Annotated in this window: 13 protein-coding genes; 8 read left to right on the top strand and 5 right to left on the bottom strand. The window is 74.8% G+C overall.

The features are described from left to right. Positions 1-22 precede the first annotated feature (22 nt). The 4 genes from AC230_RS03165 (at position 23) to AC230_RS03180 (ending at position 5,957) form a co-directional block, all read left to right on the top strand. Entirely contained in the window at positions 23-1,192 is a 1,170-nt protein-coding gene (locus AC230_RS03165) for a CaiB/BaiF CoA transferase family protein (protein ID WP_049714364.1), read from the top strand. Then, the gene (locus AC230_RS03170) at positions 1,189-2,331 is read left to right on the top strand and encodes an acyl-CoA dehydrogenase family protein (protein ID WP_049714365.1); all 1,143 of its coding nucleotides are present in this window, start codon (positions 1,189-1,191) and stop codon (positions 2,329-2,331) included. The genes AC230_RS03165 and AC230_RS03170 overlap by 4 nt, the downstream gene beginning before the upstream one ends. A 30-nt stretch (positions 2,332-2,361) precedes the next feature. Next, on the top strand, positions 2,362-3,576 hold the full coding sequence (locus AC230_RS03175) for an acetyl-CoA C-acetyltransferase (RefSeq protein ID WP_049714366.1): 1,215 nt from the start codon (positions 2,362-2,364) through the stop codon (positions 3,574-3,576). A gap of 212 nt (positions 3,577-3,788) precedes the next feature. Continuing rightward, positions 3,789-5,957, top strand: coding sequence for a 3-hydroxyacyl-CoA dehydrogenase NAD-binding domain-containing protein (locus AC230_RS03180; protein WP_049714367.1), 2,169 nt, complete (start codon positions 3,789-3,791; stop codon positions 5,955-5,957). Between the two features lie 177 nt (positions 5,958-6,134). On the opposite strand, the gene AC230_RS03185 is transcribed toward AC230_RS03180, so the two are convergent. Then, entirely contained in the window at positions 6,135-7,061 is a 927-nt protein-coding gene (locus AC230_RS03185; protein WP_049714368.1) for a serine/threonine dehydratase, read from the bottom strand. A 72-nt stretch (positions 7,062-7,133) separates the two neighbouring features. Between AC230_RS03185 and AC230_RS03190 the strand changes: the two genes are divergently transcribed. Then, entirely contained in the window at positions 7,134-7,796 is a 663-nt protein-coding gene (locus AC230_RS03190; protein ID WP_049714369.1) for a TetR/AcrR family transcriptional regulator, read from the top strand. On the opposite strand, the gene AC230_RS03195 is transcribed toward AC230_RS03190, so the two are convergent. The 3 genes from AC230_RS03195 to AC230_RS03205 all read right to left on the bottom strand — a co-directional run bounded on the left by AC230_RS03195 (position 7,783) and on the right by AC230_RS03205 (position 11,043). After that, on the bottom strand, positions 7,783-8,520 hold the full coding sequence (locus AC230_RS03195; protein WP_049714370.1) for a DUF4097 family beta strand repeat-containing protein: 738 nt from the start codon (positions 8,518-8,520) through the stop codon (positions 7,783-7,785). The two genes, AC230_RS03190 and AC230_RS03195, sit on opposite strands and share 14 nt — an antisense overlap. 165 nt (positions 8,521-8,685) lie before the next feature. Then, positions 8,686-9,447 (bottom strand): MerR family transcriptional regulator, encoded by a 762-nt coding sequence (locus AC230_RS03200; protein WP_049714371.1) that lies wholly within the window; start codon positions 9,445-9,447, stop codon positions 8,686-8,688. A gap of 78 nt (positions 9,448-9,525) precedes the next feature. Then, positions 9,526-11,043 (bottom strand): M1 family metallopeptidase, encoded by a 1,518-nt coding sequence (locus tag AC230_RS03205; protein ID WP_049714372.1) that lies wholly within the window; start codon positions 11,041-11,043, stop codon positions 9,526-9,528. A 278-nt stretch (positions 11,044-11,321) separates the two neighbouring features. Between AC230_RS03205 and AC230_RS03210 the strand changes: the two genes are divergently transcribed. Next, positions 11,322-12,134: a methyltransferase domain-containing protein gene (locus tag AC230_RS03210; RefSeq protein WP_049714373.1), complete on the top strand. Its 813-nt coding sequence runs from the start codon at positions 11,322-11,324 to the stop codon at positions 12,132-12,134. Between the two features lie 78 nt (positions 12,135-12,212). Then, on the top strand, positions 12,213-14,183 hold the full coding sequence (locus AC230_RS03215; RefSeq protein WP_049714374.1) for a Xaa-Pro dipeptidyl-peptidase: 1,971 nt from the start codon (positions 12,213-12,215) through the stop codon (positions 14,181-14,183). Positions 14,184-14,219: 36 nt separating this feature from the next. On the opposite strand, the gene AC230_RS03220 is transcribed toward AC230_RS03215, so the two are convergent. Then, a complete protein-coding gene (locus AC230_RS03220) occupies positions 14,220-15,191 on the bottom strand; it encodes an NAD(P)/FAD-dependent oxidoreductase (protein WP_049714375.1) in 972 nt (323 codons plus the stop codon). 239 nt (positions 15,192-15,430) lie between these two features. On the opposite strand from AC230_RS03220, the gene AC230_RS03225 reads away from it, so the two are divergent. After that, positions 15,431-17,161, top strand: a complete 1,731-nt coding sequence (locus tag AC230_RS03225; protein ID WP_049714376.1) for an ABC-F family ATP-binding cassette domain-containing protein — start codon at positions 15,431-15,433, stop codon at positions 17,159-17,161. Positions 17,162-17,355: the final 194 nt, after the last annotated feature.

A 17,355-nucleotide genomic window follows, 5' to 3' on the forward strand; every position in this document is an offset into this window, starting at 1 on the left:
GCCTTGTCACACAGGGGTGACCATGGGGAACAGCGGGGCCGGCGGGCCGCTCACGGGGCTGCGTGTCGTCGAACTGGCCGGCATCGGGCCCGGCCCGTTCGCCGCGATGCTCCTCGGCGACCTGGGGGCGGACGTCGTGCGGGTGGACCGGCCCGGGGGGCCGGGGCTGGGGATCGAGCCGCGTCACGACCTCACCAACCGCAACAAGCGCTCCGTCCTCGTGGACCTCAAGGCGGACGGCGGCCCGCAGACCGTCCTCGACCTGGCCGCGCGGGCGGACGTGCTCCTGGAGGGCTACCGGCCCGGAGTCGCCGAGCGGCTCGGGGTCGGGCCCGAGGCGTGTCTGGAGCGCAACCCCCGCCTGGTGTACGGCCGGATGACCGGCTGGGGGCAGGAGGGTCCGCTGGCCGGGACCGCCGGGCACGACATCGGTTACATCGCCGTCACCGGCGCGCTCGGCCTCGCGGGGGCGGCCGACGGCCCGCCGTACGCCCCCGCGAACCTGCTGGGCGACTACGCGGGCGGCTCCCTCTACCTCGTCACCGGGGTCCTGGCCGCCCTGTGGCACGCCCGGGCCACGGGCCGGGGGCAGGTGGTCGACGCGGCGATCGTCGACGGCACCGCGCACCTGACGGCGATGCTCCACGGCATGCTGGCGGCCGGGAGCTGGCAGGACCGGCGCGGGTCCAACCTGCTGGACGGAGGGGCGCCGTTCTACGGCACGTACGCCACCGCCGACGGCGGGCACATGGCCGTCGGGGCCCTGGAGCCGCGCTTCTACGCCGAGTTCGCGCGGCTGCTGGGGCTGCCGGAGGAGGCGGCCGCCGCGCGGGAGGACCCCGCCCGCTGGGAGGGGCTGCGGGCCGCCGTCGCGGACCGCTTCCGCCGGCGCACCCGCGCCGAGTGGACGGAGGTGTTCGAGGGTTCGGACGCCTGTGTGGCGCCCGTGCTGTCGCTCCGCGAGGCCCCGGATCACCCGCACCTCGCCGCCCGCGCCACCTTCACCCGCCACGACGGCACCGTCCAGCCCGCTCCCGCGCCGCGCTTCTCCGCCACCCCGGCGGGCGTGCGGCGGCCGCCCGCGAGGCCGGGAGCGCACACGGCGGAGGTGGCCCGCGACTGGGACGTGCCCCGCCTCGGCGACCACCAGGACGGCGATCACACGGACGACCAGAAAGGGCCCCGGTCATGAGGCGTCAGCTCTTCGACGACGGTCACGAAGCCTTCCGGGCGACCGTGCGGACGTTCCTGGAGCGGGAGTTCGTCCCGCACCGCGAGCAGTGGGAGCGGGACGGGGTCGTCTCGCGCGAGGCGTGGCGGGCCGCCGGCCGGCAGGGACTGCTCGGCCTGGCCGTGCCCGGGGAGTACGGCGGCGGGGGCACCACCGACTACCGCCACGCCGCCGTCCTGGCCGAGGAGTTCGCCCGGGCGGGCGCGTCCGGGTTCGCCGTCCCGCTGCACAACGACATCATCGGCCCGTACCTCACCTCCCTGGCGACCGAGGAGCAGAAGCGGCGCTGGCTGCCCGGCTTCTGCGACGGCGGGACGGTCTGCGCCGTCGCCATGACCGAACCGGGCGCGGGCTCGGACCTCCAGGGCATCCGGACGTCCGCCGCCGACAAGGGCGACCACTGGGTCCTCAACGGCTCCAAGACGTTCATCTCCAACGGCATCCTCGCCGACCTGGTGATCGTCGTCGCCCGGACCACCCCGGAGGGCGGGGCCAAGGGGCTGAGCCTGTTCGTCGTCGAGCGCGGTGCCGAGGGGTTCGAGCGCGGCCGCAACCTCGTCAAGATCGGGCAGAAGGCCCAGGACACCGCCGAGCTGTTCTTCCACGACGTCCGCGTGCCCAAGGAGAACCTGCTGGGCGACCTGCACGGCGCGTTCGGGCACCTGATGGCCAACCTGCCCCAGGAGCGGCTGACCATCGCGGTGGGCGCGGCCGCCGCGGCCGAACACCTGCTCGCGGAGACCCGGCGCTACGTCAAGGAGCGCGAGGCGTTCGGCGGGCCGATCGCGCGCTTCCAGCACATCCGCTTCGAGATCGCCGAGATGGCCACGGAGTGCGCGGTCACCCGGACGTTCGTCGACCGCTGCGTCGTCGACCACAACGCCGGCGAACTCGACGCCGTCCACGCCTCGATGGCCAAGTGGTGGGCCACCGAGCTGTTCAAGCGGGTGGCCGACCGCTGTCTGCAACTGCACGGGGGGTACGGGTACATGGCCGAGTACCCGGTCGCCCGGGCGTTCACCGACGGCCGGGTCCAGACGATCTACGGTGGCACGACCGAGATCATGAAGGAGATCATCGGCCGTGCCCTGCTGGCCTGACCCCCCCTCTTCACCAGGAAGGCTGCCGAGTTGAGCACCGAAGCGTACGTCTACGACGCCATCCGCACCCCGCGCGGGCGCGGCAAGGCGAACGGGTCCCTGCACGGGACCAAGCCCATCGACCTCGTCGTCGGACTGATCCACGAGCTGCTCCGCCGGTTCCCCGGGCTGGACCCGGCGGCGATCGACGACATCGTCCTCGGCGTCGTCAGCCCCGTCGGCGAGCAGGGCTCCGACATCGCGCGCATCGCCGCCGTCGCGGCCGGGCTCCCCGACACCGTCGCCGGCGTCCAGGAGAACCGCTTCTGTGCGTCGGGTCTGGAGGCGGTCAACCTGGCGGCCGCGAAGGTCCGTTCGGGCTGGGAGGACCTGGTGCTCGCCGGGGGCGTCGAGTCGATGTCGCGGGTGCCGATGGCGTCCGACGGCGGCGCGTGGTTCGGCGACCCCCTGACCAACTTCGCGACGGGCTTCGTCCCGCAGGGCATCGGGGCCGATCTCATCGCCACGCTCGGCGGGTTCGGCCGGCACGACGTCGACGTCTTCGCGGCGCGGTCGCAGGAGCGGGCGGCGGCGGCCTGGAAGGAGGGGCGCTTCGACCGCTCCGTCGTCCCGGTGCGGGACCGGGCCGGACTCGTCGTCCTCGACCGCGACGAGCACCTGCGGCCCGGGACGACGCCCGAGACGCTGGCCTCGCTCAAGCCGTCGTTCGCGGCGATCGGGGAGGCGGGGGGCTTCGACGCGGTCGCGCTCCAGAAGTACCACTGGGTGGAGAGGATCGACCACGTGCACCACGCGGGGAACTCCTCCGGGATCGTGGACGGCGCGTCGCTCGTCGCGATCGGCAGCCGGGAGGTGGGGGAGCGGTACGGGCTCGTGCCGCGGGCCCGGATCGTCTCCGCCGCCGTCTCCGGCTCCGAGCCGACCATCATGCTCACCGGGCCGGCGCCGGCGACGCGCAAGGCGCTCGCGAAGGCGGGCCTGACCATCGACGACATCGACCTCGTCGAGGTCAACGAGGCGTTCGCGGCGGTGGTGCTGCGGTTCGTGGACGAGATGGGGGTGGACATGGACCGCGTCAACGTGAACGGCGGCGCCATCGCGCTGGGGCATCCGCTGGGGGCGACCGGGGCGATGCTGCTCGGCACGGTGATCGACGAACTGGAGCGGACCGGCGGGCGGTTCGGGCTGGTCACGCTGTGCGTGGGCGGGGGGATGGGGGTGGCGACGGTCGTGGAGCGCGTGTAGTCGCCGGAGGCGGCGGTTTCCTCTCCCCGCCCCTCTGCCCCCAGAGGGGCACCCCCACTGTCACCGTTTCCCTGCGCTCCGCGCGGGGGCGACGCGGCTTCGCCGCAGGGTCCGGGCGGAGCCCGGCGGGAAGCGGTGAGACGGTGGTGCCCCCTCCGGGGGAGGGTCCGGGGCCTCTCCCTCTCACCCACCACCTCACGGAGGACACGAGCATGACCGGCACCATCCGCTGGACCCAGGACGACACAGGCGTCGTCACCCTCACCCTCGACGACCCCCGCCAGTCCGCCAACACCATGAACCGGGACTTCCAGACGTCCCTGGCCGCCGTGGCCGACCGGCTCGTCGCCGAGCAGGAGGACATCCGGGGCGTCGTCATCACCTCCGCCAAGAAGACCTTCTTCGCCGGCGGCGATCTGCGGGAGCTGATCGCGATCCGCCCGGAGGACGCGGAGAGCGCGTTCACCGCCGTCGAGGCGCTCAAGCGCGACCTGCGCCGCATCGAGACCCTCGGCAAGCCCGTCGTCGCCGCGATCAACGGCTCCGCCCTCGGCGGCGGTTACGAGATCGCCCTCGCCTGCCACCACCGCGTGGCCCTCGACGCCGAGGGCTCGAAGATCGGCCTGCCCGAGGTCACCCTCGGACTGCTCCCGGGCGGGGGCGGCGTCACCCGCACCGTCCGCCTCCTCGGCGTCACCGACGCGCTGCTGAAGGTCCTCGTCCAGGGCACGCAGTACCCCCCGAGGGCCGCCCTGGAGGCCGGGCTCGTGCACGAGGTCGCCGGCACGCCGGACGAACTCCTCGTGAAGGCGCGTGCGTTCATCGACGCCCACCCCGTGTCCCGGCAGCCCTGGGACACGGAGGGCTACCGGATGCCGGGCGGCACCCCCTCCCATCCCGCGCTCGCGGCCAGCCTCCCCGCCTTCCCGGCCACGGTGCGCAAGCAGACCGCGGGCGCCCCCTACCCCGCGCCGCGCGCCGTGCTCGCCGCCGCCGTCGAGGGCGCGTCGCTCGACTTCGAGACCGCGTCGACGGTCGAGTCGCGGTACTTCATCGAGCTGGCGACGGGGCAGACCGCCAAGAACATGATCCAGGGCTTCTTCTTCGACCTCCAGGCCGTCAACGCCGGCCGCAGCCGGCCCTCCGGGCACGCGCCGCGCACCGTGCGCAAGGTGGCGGTCCTCGGCGCCGGCATGATGGGCGCCGGCATCGCGTACGCCTGCGCCAAGGCGGGCATCGAGGTCGTCCTCAAGGACGTCTCGGACGAGAACGCCCGCAAGGGCAAGGAGTATTCGGCGGGACTGCTCGCCAAGGCGCTGGCCAAGGGACGGACGACCGAGGCCCGGCGGGACGAACTCCTCGCCCGCATCACGCCCACCGCCGACCTCGCCGACCTCGCCGGCTGCGACGCCGTCATCGAGGCGGTCTTCGAGGACCCTGAGCTCAAGCAGCGGGTGTTCCAGGAGGTCCAGCACGTCGTGGCGCCGGACGCGCTGCTCTGCTCCAACACCTCCACCCTCCCCATCACCCTGCTCGCCGAGGGCGTCGAACGGCCCGACGGCTTCGTCGGCCTGCACTTCTTCTCGCCCGTCGACAAGATGCCGCTGGTGGAGATCATCAAGGGGGAGCGGACGGGGGACGAGGCCCTGGCCCGCGCCTTCGACCTGGTGCGGCAGATCCGCAAGACGCCCATCGTCGTCAACGACTCCCGCGGCTTCTTCACCTCGCGGGTCATCGGCCGCTTCATCACCGAGGGCGTCGCGATGGTCGGCGAGGGCATCCCCGCCGCGTCCGTCGAACAGGCCGCCGCGCAGGCCGGATACCCGGCCAAGGTGCTCTCGCTCATGGACGAGCTCACCCTCACCCTCCCCCGGAAGATCCGCGAGGAGACCCGGCGCGCCACCGAGGCGGCCGGCGGCACCTGGACCCCGCACCCCGCGGACGCCGTGATCGACCGCATGGTCGAGGAGTTCGGCCGCACGGGCCGCAGCGGCGGCGCGGGCTTCTACGACTACGTGGACGGCGAGCGGGCCGGGCTCTGGCCGGGGCTGGCGGAGCACTTCGGCAAGCGACTCGCCCCCGGCGAGATCCCGTTCGAGGACCTGAAGGAGCGCATGCTCTTCGTCGAGGCGCTGGACACGGTGCGCTGCCTGGAGGAGGGCGTCCTCACCTCCGTCGCCGACGCCAACGTCGGCTCCCTGCTGGGCATCGGCTTCCCCGGCTGGACCGGCGGCGCCCTCCAGTACATCAACGGCTACACCGGCGGCCCCGCCGGCTTCCTCGCCCGCGCGGAGGAGCTGCGGGCGGCGTACGGCGAGCGGTTCGAGCCGTCCCCGCTGCTGCGGGAGAAGGCGGCGAAGGGGGAACCCTTCCTGGACTAGGGCCGCTTCGGGGCCGGGGGCGGGGCTTCCGGCTCCGGGGCGGGGCCCGGACGGGCGGAGGCCCGGCCCGGGACGGACTGGACCTGTCCCTGAGCGGACCGGGATCCGGTCCCGAACGCACCGGGCCCAGGCCCCGAACGGCCCGTGGGCCGGGGCGCGCCCGTCCCGTCCGGCGGGTCAGCGCACCAGGTCCCCCGGGTCCGTGTTCGCCCCGCACAGCACGACCGCCACGCGCTCGCCGGGAGCGGGGCGGTAGGCGGCGAGCCCGGCCAGGGCGGTGGCACCGGCGGGTTCGACGGCGATGCGGTGGCCGGTCCAGAGCCGGCGGCGGGCCCGGACGATCTCGGCGTCCGGTACCAGGACATGGCGTACGTCGCCCTGCCCGGCCGCGGCCAGGGCCACGGCGGAGACCTGCCGCGCGCCGAGGGCGTCGGCCGCGACCGAGTCCACCGGGACGGGGACCGGACGGCCGGCCTCCACCGCGGCGTGGAGCGCGCGGGAGCCCTCCGGCTCGACCGCCACGGTGCGGACGCCGTGCTCGCGCGCGGCCGTGGCCACCCCGGCGAACAGGCCGCCGCCGCCCACCGCGACGATCACCGTGTCCAGCCCGGGGAACCCGGCGCGGATCTCGTCCAGCAGCGTCCCGGCCCCGGCGGCGATCAGCGGGTGGTCGTACGCGTGGGAGGCCAGCGCGCCGGTCGCCGCGGCGAACTCCGCGCAGGCGGCCTGCGCTTCGGCGTACTCCGAGCCGGTCTGCCGCACGTCCGCGCCGAGGGCGCGCAGCCCCGCGACCTTCACCGCGGGGGCGGTGGCGGGCACGAACACCGTGGCGGGCACGCCCTCCTGCCGGGCCGCCCAGGCGCACGCGAGGCCCGCGTTCCCGCCGGAGGCGATGGTCACGCCCGTGTCGGGCAGGGCGCCCGCCTCGCGGTGCGCGCGGAGGAAGTTCTGTGCGCCGCGTGCCTTGAAGGAGCCCGTGAACTGGAGGAACTCCAACGCCAGCCGCACGTCCGGCAGATCGTGGGGCGCGAGGACGACCGGGCGGACGCGCCCGGCGATCCGGCGCGCCGCGGTCGTGACGTCGGCGTACGTGAGCTGGTCCACTGCGGTGCTCCCGGGACGAGGGTGATACAGCGTATCGAGTGTTCCGATACACCGTACCGTACACTGGCCCGCATGCCCCGACCCCCGGCCTCCCCGGACCCCGCGGTACCCGGTCGGATCGCCGCGGCCGCCCTCGCGATCGTCGACGAACAGGGCCCCGGCGCCCTCAGCTTCCGCTCGCTCGCCGCGCGCCTCGGCGTCCCGCACGCCACGCTCCAGCGCCGCTGCACCGACCTGGCCGGGCTGCTCGACCTGGTCACCGACCACCTCGCCGCCGCCCTGCCCGAGATCCCGCCCGGCACGGACTGGGCGGCGGCCACCGAGGCCCGGTTCACGGCGCTGTACGAGGTGCTGACCGCCCACCCGGGACTGGTGGCCCTGCGCGGCAGCCGCCCCTGGCTCGGCCCCGAGCTGCTGAAGCGGCTGGTGGAACCGCAGCTGGCGGACAGCCTCGCGGCCGGGATGAGCCCGGCGGAGGCGATCGCCGCCTACCGGCGGATGTACCTGCTCACCCTGGGCAGCGCCACCTTCGTCGACCACCGTGAGCCCGAGGCCGCCCGGGCGGTGACCCGGACCGCGCTGGCCGCGCTCGACCCCGCGGAGTTCCCGGTCCTGACCGGACACCTCGCCGAGATCGTCCCCGCCGTCACGGACCACGAGGTCTTCCACGGCGCGCTGCGCCAGCTCGTCCGCGCCGCGGACCCGGCGGGCGGCGGGGCCGTCAGCTCTTCGTGACCTTGATCCCGCCGCTGGTCGTGGTGAGGTCGAGCCGGTACGTGCCGGCCGGGTCCTGGGACACCCCGATGTCCTTGCCGCCGCTGGTCGTCTCGGCCGACACCCGGTACCGCGCGTCCGGCACGGTGAGGACGAGGCGCCCGCTGGACGTCTTCGCGGTCACGTCCTGCGGGACGGCGGAGGTCAGGGAGATCTCCCCGCTGGACGTGGTCGCCCGGGTCCTGCCGCCCTTGAGGCCGCGGCCGGTGACCTTGCCGCTGCTCGCCTCGACGGTGACGTCCCCGTCGACCCCGTCGAGGTCGATGGCGCCGGAACTGGTCTTCACCCGCACCGCGCCGACGTTCGACAGCCTGACCTCACCGCTGCTGTTCTCCCCGGTCACCGGCAGCCCGGCCGGCACGTCCACGGTGTAGCTCACCGAGCACTCGTCCCCGCAGTCAGCCAGCACGAGCGTGCCGTTCTCGACCCGGTGCGTGGCGCCCTCCGGCTTGTGGCCGTCGCGGTATTCGACCTCGCGGTGGACGGTGACCTTGCCGAGGCCCGCCGTGCCGCGGACGCGGACGGCGCCGGAGTCGTTGTCCACCCGCACCGAGGTGATCCGCCCGCTCACGGTCGCGTCGTCCGCGAGGGTCCGGGACGGCGTCAGCGCGTCGCAGGCGCTCAGCCCCGCGACGGCGGCACCGGCGACCGCGAGGGCGGAGAGAAGACGGACGGTGCGGTGCATGGATGTTCCCCCGGGGAGTGCGGTGCGTGTGCGGCCGGGCCTCCGGGCCCGGCGACCGGGAACGCTACGGGGGCGGGCGGAGGCCGCGCCATGGGGAAAACCCCCGGTTCCGCGCGGGCGGTGGTGCCACCGCCCCCGCCGGACCCGCCCGGAGGGCCGCGCCGTTCAGCCGGCGGGCTCGCCCGTCCCGTACGTCGCCCGCAGCTCCTCCCTCAGGGACCGCTGGAACGCCGTCACCAGCGCCTGCACCACCAGCGGCGGCATGTGGGCCGAGAGCGACCTCATCGACTCCACCTCCCCGGGGTCCGTGGCGCCCGCCGCGTACGGCCCCCACACCTCCTCGTGGAAGAGCCGCGTGAGCTCGCGCGCCGTCGAGCGGGCGTGGGCGAGGAGGACGTCCCGGGCGGCGTGCAGGGTGTCCAGCGTCATCGGGACGGCGAGCAACTGGACGCCGATGCCGAGCAGTCCCGGGTCCGCCTGGAAGCGGACCTCCCCGCCGGCGCCCTCCTCGCGCCGGAGGACGTCCATCGCGACGAGCCGGTCGACGTCGTCGTCGGTCAGCGGGCGGCCCGCGCGCCGCTCCAGATCCGCCCGGGTGACCTCCGCCGCCGCGTCGGGCAGCCAGGAGGCCACGACGGCGCGGTGGATGGCCAGGTCGTCGGCGCTGAGGTCGTCCGGCAGGCGGTGCAGGTAGCGCTCGATGGCGGCCAGCGTGAGGCCCTGGTGCTGCAACTCCTCGATGAGCGCCAGCCGGGAGAGGTGCGCGGGGCCGTAACGGCCCACGCGGCGCGGGCCGATGCAGGGCGGCGGGAGGAGACCGCGGGTGCTGTAGAAGCGGATGGTGCGCACCGTGACCCCGGCGCGGGCGGCCAGTTCGTCGACGGTGAGGGACACCGGCTGCCCGGTGCCGTCCGTGGCCGTGCCCATGCGCGGTGCCTCGCTCTCCCGGATCCGGTGTTCAACAGTAGGGGTGTACCACCGGATCCGGAAGGCCGGGCGGGCGCGTCAGTGCTGGTGCGCGGCGAGCGCGTCCCGGATCTGCTTCCAGGACCTGGGCTGCGCCGGCTTGCCCGCGGCGAGGGCGCGGGCCTTCGCCGCCGGCTTGCCGATGCCCGCCTTCGCCGCCTCCGCGGCACTCGGCTTCACCGTCGTGAACAGCCAGGTGTCGAAGAGCGGCTTGAGCTTCTTGCCGGAGACCTGCTCGGCGTAGGCGACGAAGTCCTGGACGGACGCGTTGCCGTAGCGGTTCTTCGCCGTCCAGCCCTTCAGGGTCTCGAAGAAGACCTTGTCGCCGACGGTGTTGCGGAACGCCTGGAGGGCGATGGCCCCGCGCTGGTAGACGGCGCCGTCGAACTGCTTGTCCGCGCCCGGGTCACCGGGCCTGACCGTCCAGAAGGGGTCGTTCGCCGGGTACAGCGCGTAGGTGTAGTCGGCGAGTTCCTGTGCGGTGCCCTCGCCCTCCTTCTCCGACCACAGCCACTGCGCGTAGGAGGCGAAGCCCTCGTTGACCCAGATGTCCCGCCAGTTCTTCACCGAGACGCTGTCGCCGAACCACTGGTGGGCCAGCTCGTGCACGACGAGCGAGACGTTGGCGCCGTTGGCGAAGGGCGCGGGGCTGTAGAACGGCCGCGTCTGGGTCTCCAGCGCGAAGCGCGTGGGGACCTTGGGGACGTAGCCGCCGGCCGCCGTGAAGGGGTACGGGCCGAAGACCGAGCTCTCCCAGTCGAGGACCTCGGAGGTGCGCTCGACACTGGCCTTGGCCGGGGCGAGGAGGTCGCCGAGGTCCTTGCTGTAGGCGTTGACGACGGGCAGGCCGTTGCTCGTGGTGTCCGTGGTGATCTCGAACTTGCCGACGGCCAGCGTGGTCAGGTACGGCGCCTGGGGCTGCGTGGAGCGCCAGTTGTAGCGCGTCCAGCCGAGCTTGGAGGTCTGGGAGGCGAGGACGCCGTTGCTGATGGCCTGGGTGCCGTCGGGGACGGCGACGGAGACGTCGAAGGTGGCCTTGTCGCGCGGGTGGTCGTTGCTCGGGAACCACCAGGCGGCCGACTCCGGCTCCTGGGCGACGACCCCGCCGTCGGCGGTGCGCTGCCAGGCGGTGAATTTTCCGACCTTGACGGCGGAGGGCGTCCCGCTGTAACGGACCACGACGGTGAGGTGTTTGCCCTGCGGCAGGGCGGCGGGCGGGGTGATCTCCAGCTCGTGGACCCCGGTCCTCGCGAACGCGGCCTTCTTCCCGTTGACGAGGACCTCGTTGACGTCCAGCAGGAAGTCCAGGTTGAAGCGGGACAGCGCCTGCGTGGTGGTGGCGGTCAGCGTCGCCGTGCCCTCCAGCCGGTCCGTCGCCGGCTGGTACTTCAGCCGCAGGTCGTAGTGGGAGACGTCGTACCCGCCGTTGCCGGCGTCGGGGTAGTAGGAGTCGCCGAGGCCCGGCGCGCCGGGGGTGCCGTCGGCCGCCGAGGCGGGGACCCCGAGCAGCAGGAAGGCGGCGGCAGCGGCGCCGGGGACGAGGAGTCTGGGACGCACGGGACACTCCAACTCATAGGGGGTGGACGGCCGGTGGCGCCGGCCGCGCGGGAGAGGAAGATCGCTCGCAGCCTATGCACTCATCGCGCCGCTGGGAATGTCCATGTCGAATCCGGACATGTGACTGACATCCGGCCGTCATCGCGGAGGGCGGACACCCCATGGAGCGAACGAATCCGGCCACCGAAAGGCCCTGGCGGACCGTTCCGTCACCGGTCGGGGTGATCGGACGCCGGGACCGCCCCGCGCGCCGCCCGTCAGTCCTACGATCACCGGACATGGCCCAACAAACGCTGTCGCGCCCCTGGTCGGACGTGGATGCCAGTGCCGACCCCGCCCACCTGGTCACCACCCTGCGGCGGCGCACCCGTTCGCCGTTCCACGCCTCCTACAAACGCCGGCTGCGCACGCTGCTGCACGCCCGCCCCGGCGGGCTGTTCCTCGACGTGGGCGCCGGCCCCGGCACGACGGCGCTCGCGCTGGCCGCCGAGACCGGGGCCCGCACGGTCGCCGCCGACCTCTCCCTGGCCATGGCCGGAGCGGCCCGCGCGGGCGGCGTCGGCGCGGCGCTGGTGGCCGACGCCCACCATCTGCCGTTCCGCGCCGGGACTTTCGACGGCGCGTGGGCCGACCTCGTCCTCCAGCACGTGGCCGATCCCGGCCGGGTCATCGACGAGATGCTGCGCGTCGTGCTGCCCGGCGGACGCCTCGTCCTCGCCGCCCTCGACTACGGCACCCAGGTGCTCGACATCGGCGACCCCGAACTCGCCCGCCGCGTCCTCGCGTTGCGCGTCGACGACGGGGTCCGCGGCGGGGCGCTCGCCCACCAGCAGCCCGCCATGCTCGTCGAACGGGGCCTGGACGACGTGGCGGCCGAGGCGCACACGCTGGTCGTCCGCGACCCGCGCACCGTCGACCACGTCCACGGCATCCGCGACTGGGCCCGTACCGCGGCCCACCAGGGGCATCTCGCCCCGGCCGACGCCGACCGCTTCGTCCGCCGCTTCGACGAGGCCGCGGCGACCGGCCGCTTCACCTACGCGGTGACGTTCTTCCTCACCTCCGCCACCGTGCCCGGCGGCCGGCGCTGACCCCGCGCGGCGGGCCGTGACCCGGAACTCCCGCCACACCCCTTCTGCGCCGGAGCCGGCCCGCGTACTGTCCCGCCCGTGCCGAAACCCACACGGAACACCCGCATACCCTGGGCCACCCTCGTCGCGACGGCCCTGACCGCCCTGCTGGCCGTCCTCCTCCCGCCGCCCGGTCCCGCGCACGCCGCGTCCGGCCCCGGGCGCGCCGGGGAGAGCAGACCCGTCCACTCCTACGACCGCGCCGTCCGCGAGTCGGTGTGGGTGGAGGTCAGGACCTCCGCCCGCCGCACCGACCGGGTCGCCGTGGACATCGTCCGGCCCCGCGAACCCGCCCAACAGGGCCGCCGCGTACCGGTGATCATGGACGCCAGTCCGTACTACGCGTGCTGCGGCCGGGGCAACGAGAGCCAGAAGAAGACGTACGACGAACACGGCGATCCCGTCCAGTTCCCCCTCTACTACGACAACTACTTCGTGCCCCGCGGCTACGCCGTCGTCCTGGTCGACCTCGCCGGCACCAACCGCTCCGACGGCTGCGTCGACGTCGGCGGGCGCTCCGACGTCCAGTCCGCCAAGGCCGTCGTCGACTGGCTCAACGGCCGGGCGCGCGGCTACCGTTCGCGCACCGGCGACACACCCGTCACGGCCGGGTGGTCGACCGGCGCCGTCGGCATGATCGGCAAGAGCTACGACGGCACCGTCGCCAACGCGGTGGCCGCCACCGGCGTGGACGGGCTGCGGACCATCGTCCCGATCGGCGCCATCTCCTCCTGGTACGACTACTACTTCGCCAAGGGAGCCGCCCTCTTCGGCAGCGGCCCCGACGGGCTCGCCTCCCGCGTCGAGAGCGACGGGGCGCGCGCCCGCTGTGCCGCGGTCCAGCGCAGGCTCGTGGAGGGCGCGCCACGCAACGGCGACTGGACGCCGCTGTGGAGCGAGCGCGACTACGTCCGCGACGCGGGACGGGTGAAGGCGAGCGTCTTCGCGGTGCACGGCCTGCAGGACCTCAACGTCCGCACCAAGCACCTCGGTCAGTGGTGGGACGCGCTCGCCGCGCACGGCGTCGAGCGCAAGATCTGGCTGTCGACGGCCGGGCACGTGGACCCCTTCGACTTCCGCCGCGAGGCGTGGGTGCCCACCCTGCACCGCTGGTTCGACCACTACCTGATGGGCTACGACAACGGCGTCGAGCGCGAGCCGATGGCCGACGTCGAGCGCGCGCCCGACCAGTGGACCACCGACCGCGTCTGGCCGCCGGCCGGCACCCGGACGACGACCCTGCGGCCGGCCGCCGGACCGGTCGCCGGTGTCGGCACGCTCGGCCTCGGCCAGGCCGCGCCGGGCACGACCGCGCGGTTCACCGACGATCCGCGGCGGAGCGAGGCCGACTGGTCGGCGGCGGCCGACCGGGCGACGCCCGACAAGGCCGGGTTCGTCACCCGCCCGCTCACCCGCGATCTGCGGCTGTCCGGCTCGTCGGCGGTGCGGCTGCGCGTGACGCCGTCCACGTCGTCCGCCCGTCTGTCCGCCGTTCTCGTCGACCTGGGCCCGGCCGCCGTCCGCGACTACGCGGGGGACGGGGAGGGCATCCGGACCCTGCCCGACCGCACCTGCTGGGGCGCCGGCACGGCGGGTGACACCGGCTGCTTCCAGCGCACCGAGGCGGACGTCAAGCGGGTCGACCACACCGTCTTCAGCCGCGGCTGGGCGGACCTCGGTCACTGGGCGTCCGCCCGGCACGGCCGGGCCGTGACCCCCGGCCGCCCCTACACCATCACCCTCGACCTGGCCGCCGCCGACCACGTCGTCCCGGCCGGGCACCGGCTGGCGCTGATCGTCGCGGGCACGGACGCCGGGCTGATCGAACCCGCCTCCACGACACCGCGGTTGACCGTCGACCTCCACGCGACCTCGGCCGGCCTGCCGCTCGTCGGCGGCTACCGGGCCTTCGTCCGCGCCACCTCGGGCGCCGCCGTCGCGCCGTCGCCCGCCCCGGAGCACCCGCGCGGCGTGCGGGTGCCGGTGCCGTCGCTCACGCGCCTTCCCTGAGGGCGTGGGTACGGGCCCGGGGCGCTGGGCCCTCCCTCAGGCGCCAGCGCCGAGCACGAGCTCCACGGCCTCCCGCGCGCAGCCCCAGGAGGCCGTGACGCCCGCGCCGCCGTGGCCGTAGTTGTGCACCAACAGGGCGCCGCCCGGCAGCCGTCGCGGGTCCGGCTCCAGCCGGACCCGGTGGCGCGCCGGGCGCAGGCCCACCCGGTGCGCCACCACCCGGGACGCCGTCAGGCCCGGACACACCCGGGCGCAGCGGGCGATCAGCGCCTGGGCCACGGCCGGTGACGGCGTCCGGTCCCAGACGTGGGGGCGCGCCGTGCCGCCGAGGACGAGGCCGTACGGCTGGGGCAGGAGATAGAGCGTGTCGGCCGCCCGGTCGTCGGTCGCGGCCGCGAACCACTCGGTCACGCCCGGGTTCTCCACGACGACCAGCTGCCCCTGCACCGGGTGGACGTGCGGGTCCGCCGCGAGGTGACCGGCGCCCAGGCCGGCGCAGTTGACGACGACGGGCGCGGACCGGCCCGCGTCGGCGAGGGAGTTGACCGGGCGCAGGGTGACGGTCCCGCCTGCCTCCCCCAGGCGCCGCTGCAGATACCCCAGATGGGCGGGCATGTCGACGAGCGGCAGCCGGGCGCGGACGGCGCGGTCCCAGCCCTTGGGGACCTCCCGCGGCGGGGCGTCCCGCAGGCCGGGCACCTGCCGGGCCCAGGCGCCCAGTCCGGCCACGGAGGTACCCGCCTCCGTCCCGTCCGTCAGCCGGACGCCCGTCCCGCCGGGGTCGCGCGCCAGCTCCGTCAGTACGGCGAGGGAGGCGAGCGACCACGCGGCGACGCGGTCGGCGGGCTCGATCCGGTACGGCCACCACAGCCCTCCGGCCACCGCCGACGTCGTCTGCGCCGCCGTCTCGCGGGTCCACACCTCGACCCGCGCCCCGCGCTCCGCCAGGAGGACGGCGGTGGTCAGGCCGATCACTCCCGATCCCACCACGATCACATCGCTTGCCATGGCCCGAAGGTACCCGCCGGGGAGGGGAGTTGGGGACGTTGCCCGGGGCCCGGCGCGGGCTCGGGGGCGTGCGGGCGGGGCCGGGGGCGTGCGGGGTGGTCTTCCGGTGGCCGCGGTGCGGCGGGGGCGCGCCGTGCGGTGCGCAGGGCTCGTGGGGGCGGCTCGCTGGTGGCGGTGGCGGGTCCGGGCGAAAACCCCTTCGGGGGCGGCCCTGCCGGGCCGGTAGGCTCGGGGCCGCCATGAACGCCACTCTCGTCGCCAAGAACCTCTCCGCCGGCCACGGCGACCGCACCCTCTTCTCCGGGCTCGACCTCGTCGTCGCCCCCGGCGAAGTGATCGGCCTCGTCGGGGCCAACGGAGCGGGCAAGTCCACCCTCCTCCGCCTCCTCGCCGGCGCGGGAGCAGCCGCGAGCGGGCCGGGCCTGCCGGCCGCCGCGGCGGCCGAAGGCGAAAGCACCCACGCGGGCCCGAGCGGAGCCGCAAGCCGCGGTACCGCCGGACACGACGGCACCCTCCGCCTCAGCCCGCCCACCGCCACCATCGGCTACCTCCCGCAGGAGCCGGACCGCCGCCCGGGCGAGAGCGTCGGCGCGTTCCTGGCGCGCAGGACCGGCGTCGCCGAGGCCCAGGCGGCGCTGGACGCCGCGACGGAGGCGCTCGTCGAGGGCGCGAAGGGCGCCGACGACGCGTACGCGACGGCCCTGGAGCGCTGGCTGGCCCTCGGCGGCGCCGATCTCGACGACCGCGCCGAGGAGGTCGTCGCCGAACTCGGCCTCACCGTCGGCCTGGACCGCCCCATGACGAGCCTGTCCGGCGGCCAGGCCGCCCGCGCCGGCCTCGCCTCCCTCCTCCTCAGCCGCTACGACGTCTTCCTCCTGGACGAGCCGACCAACGACCTCGACCTGGACGGCCTGGACCGACTGGAGCGGTTCGTCACCGGGCTGCGCGCCGGCACGGTCCTGGTCAGCCATGACCGCGAGTTCCTCACCCGCACCGTCGACAAGGTGCTGGAGCTCGACCTCGCGCAGCAGCAGGTCACGCTCTACGGCGGCGGCTACGCGGCGTACCTGGAGGAGCGCGCGCGGGCCCGCCGGCACGCCCGCGAGGCGTACGAGGAGTACGCGGACACCCGCGCCGCCCTGGAGGCCCGCGCCCGCACCCAGCGGAACTGGATGGAGAAGGGCGTCCGCAACGCCCGCCGCAAGTCGACCGACAACGACAAGATCGGCCGCAAGTTCCGCGCGGAGGCCACGGAGAAGCAGGCGGCGAAGGCCCGGCAGACGGAGCGGCTGATCGAGCGGCTGGAGACCGTCGAGGAGCCGCGCAAGGAGTGGGAGCTGCGGATGGAGATCGCCGCGGCGCCCCGCTCGGGCGCCGTGGTGGCGACCCTGCGCGGCGCCGAGGCCCGCCGCGGCACGTTCGCCTTCGGCCCGGTGGACCTCCAGATCGACTGGGCGGACCGGGTCGCGGTGACGGGCGCCAACGGCTCGGGCAAGTCGACCCTGCTGGCCGCCCTGCTCGGCAGGCTCCCGCTGGACGCGGGCACCGCGTCCCTCGGCCCCGGCGTGGTCGTCGGCGAGGTCGACCAGGCCCGGGCGCTGTTCCTGGGGACGGAGACGCTGCTCGACGCCTTCGGGGCGGCGGTCCCGGAGCTCGTCCCCGCCGACGTCCGCACGCTGCTGGCCAAGTTCGGCCTCAAGGCCGGCCACGTGCTGCGCCCCGCCGCGACGCTCTCGCCGGGCGAGCGGACGCGGGCCGCGCTCGCCCTGCTCCAGGCGCGGGGCGTGAACCTGCTCGTCCTCGACGAGCCCACCAACCACCTCGACCTGCCGGCCATCGAGCAGCTGGAGTCCGCCCTGGCCTCGTACACCGGGACGCTCCTCGTCGTCACCCACGACCGGCGGATGCTCGACGCCGTGCACACCACCCGCAGGATCGAGGTCGAGGCGGGCCGCATTATCGAGCACTGAGGCCCTGGAGCCTCCTCCTGGAGGCCCGAACGGGCGAATCTCCTCCCGAAAACAGCCTCAGCCGCAGGTCAACTCTTCGTCAAGGAGCGGGGGCCGTCCCCTGCCGGGAAAACCGTGGTTTTCCGGAGGAACGGCACGTACGGTGGGAAAGGAGTCCGCCCCGACGCAGCTCCGCCAGGTGTTCGGTTTACGGA

Source organism: Streptomyces caatingaensis (genome assembly GCF_001187435.1).
GTDB lineage: Bacteria > Actinomycetota > Actinomycetes > Streptomycetales > Streptomycetaceae > Streptomyces > Streptomyces caatingaensis.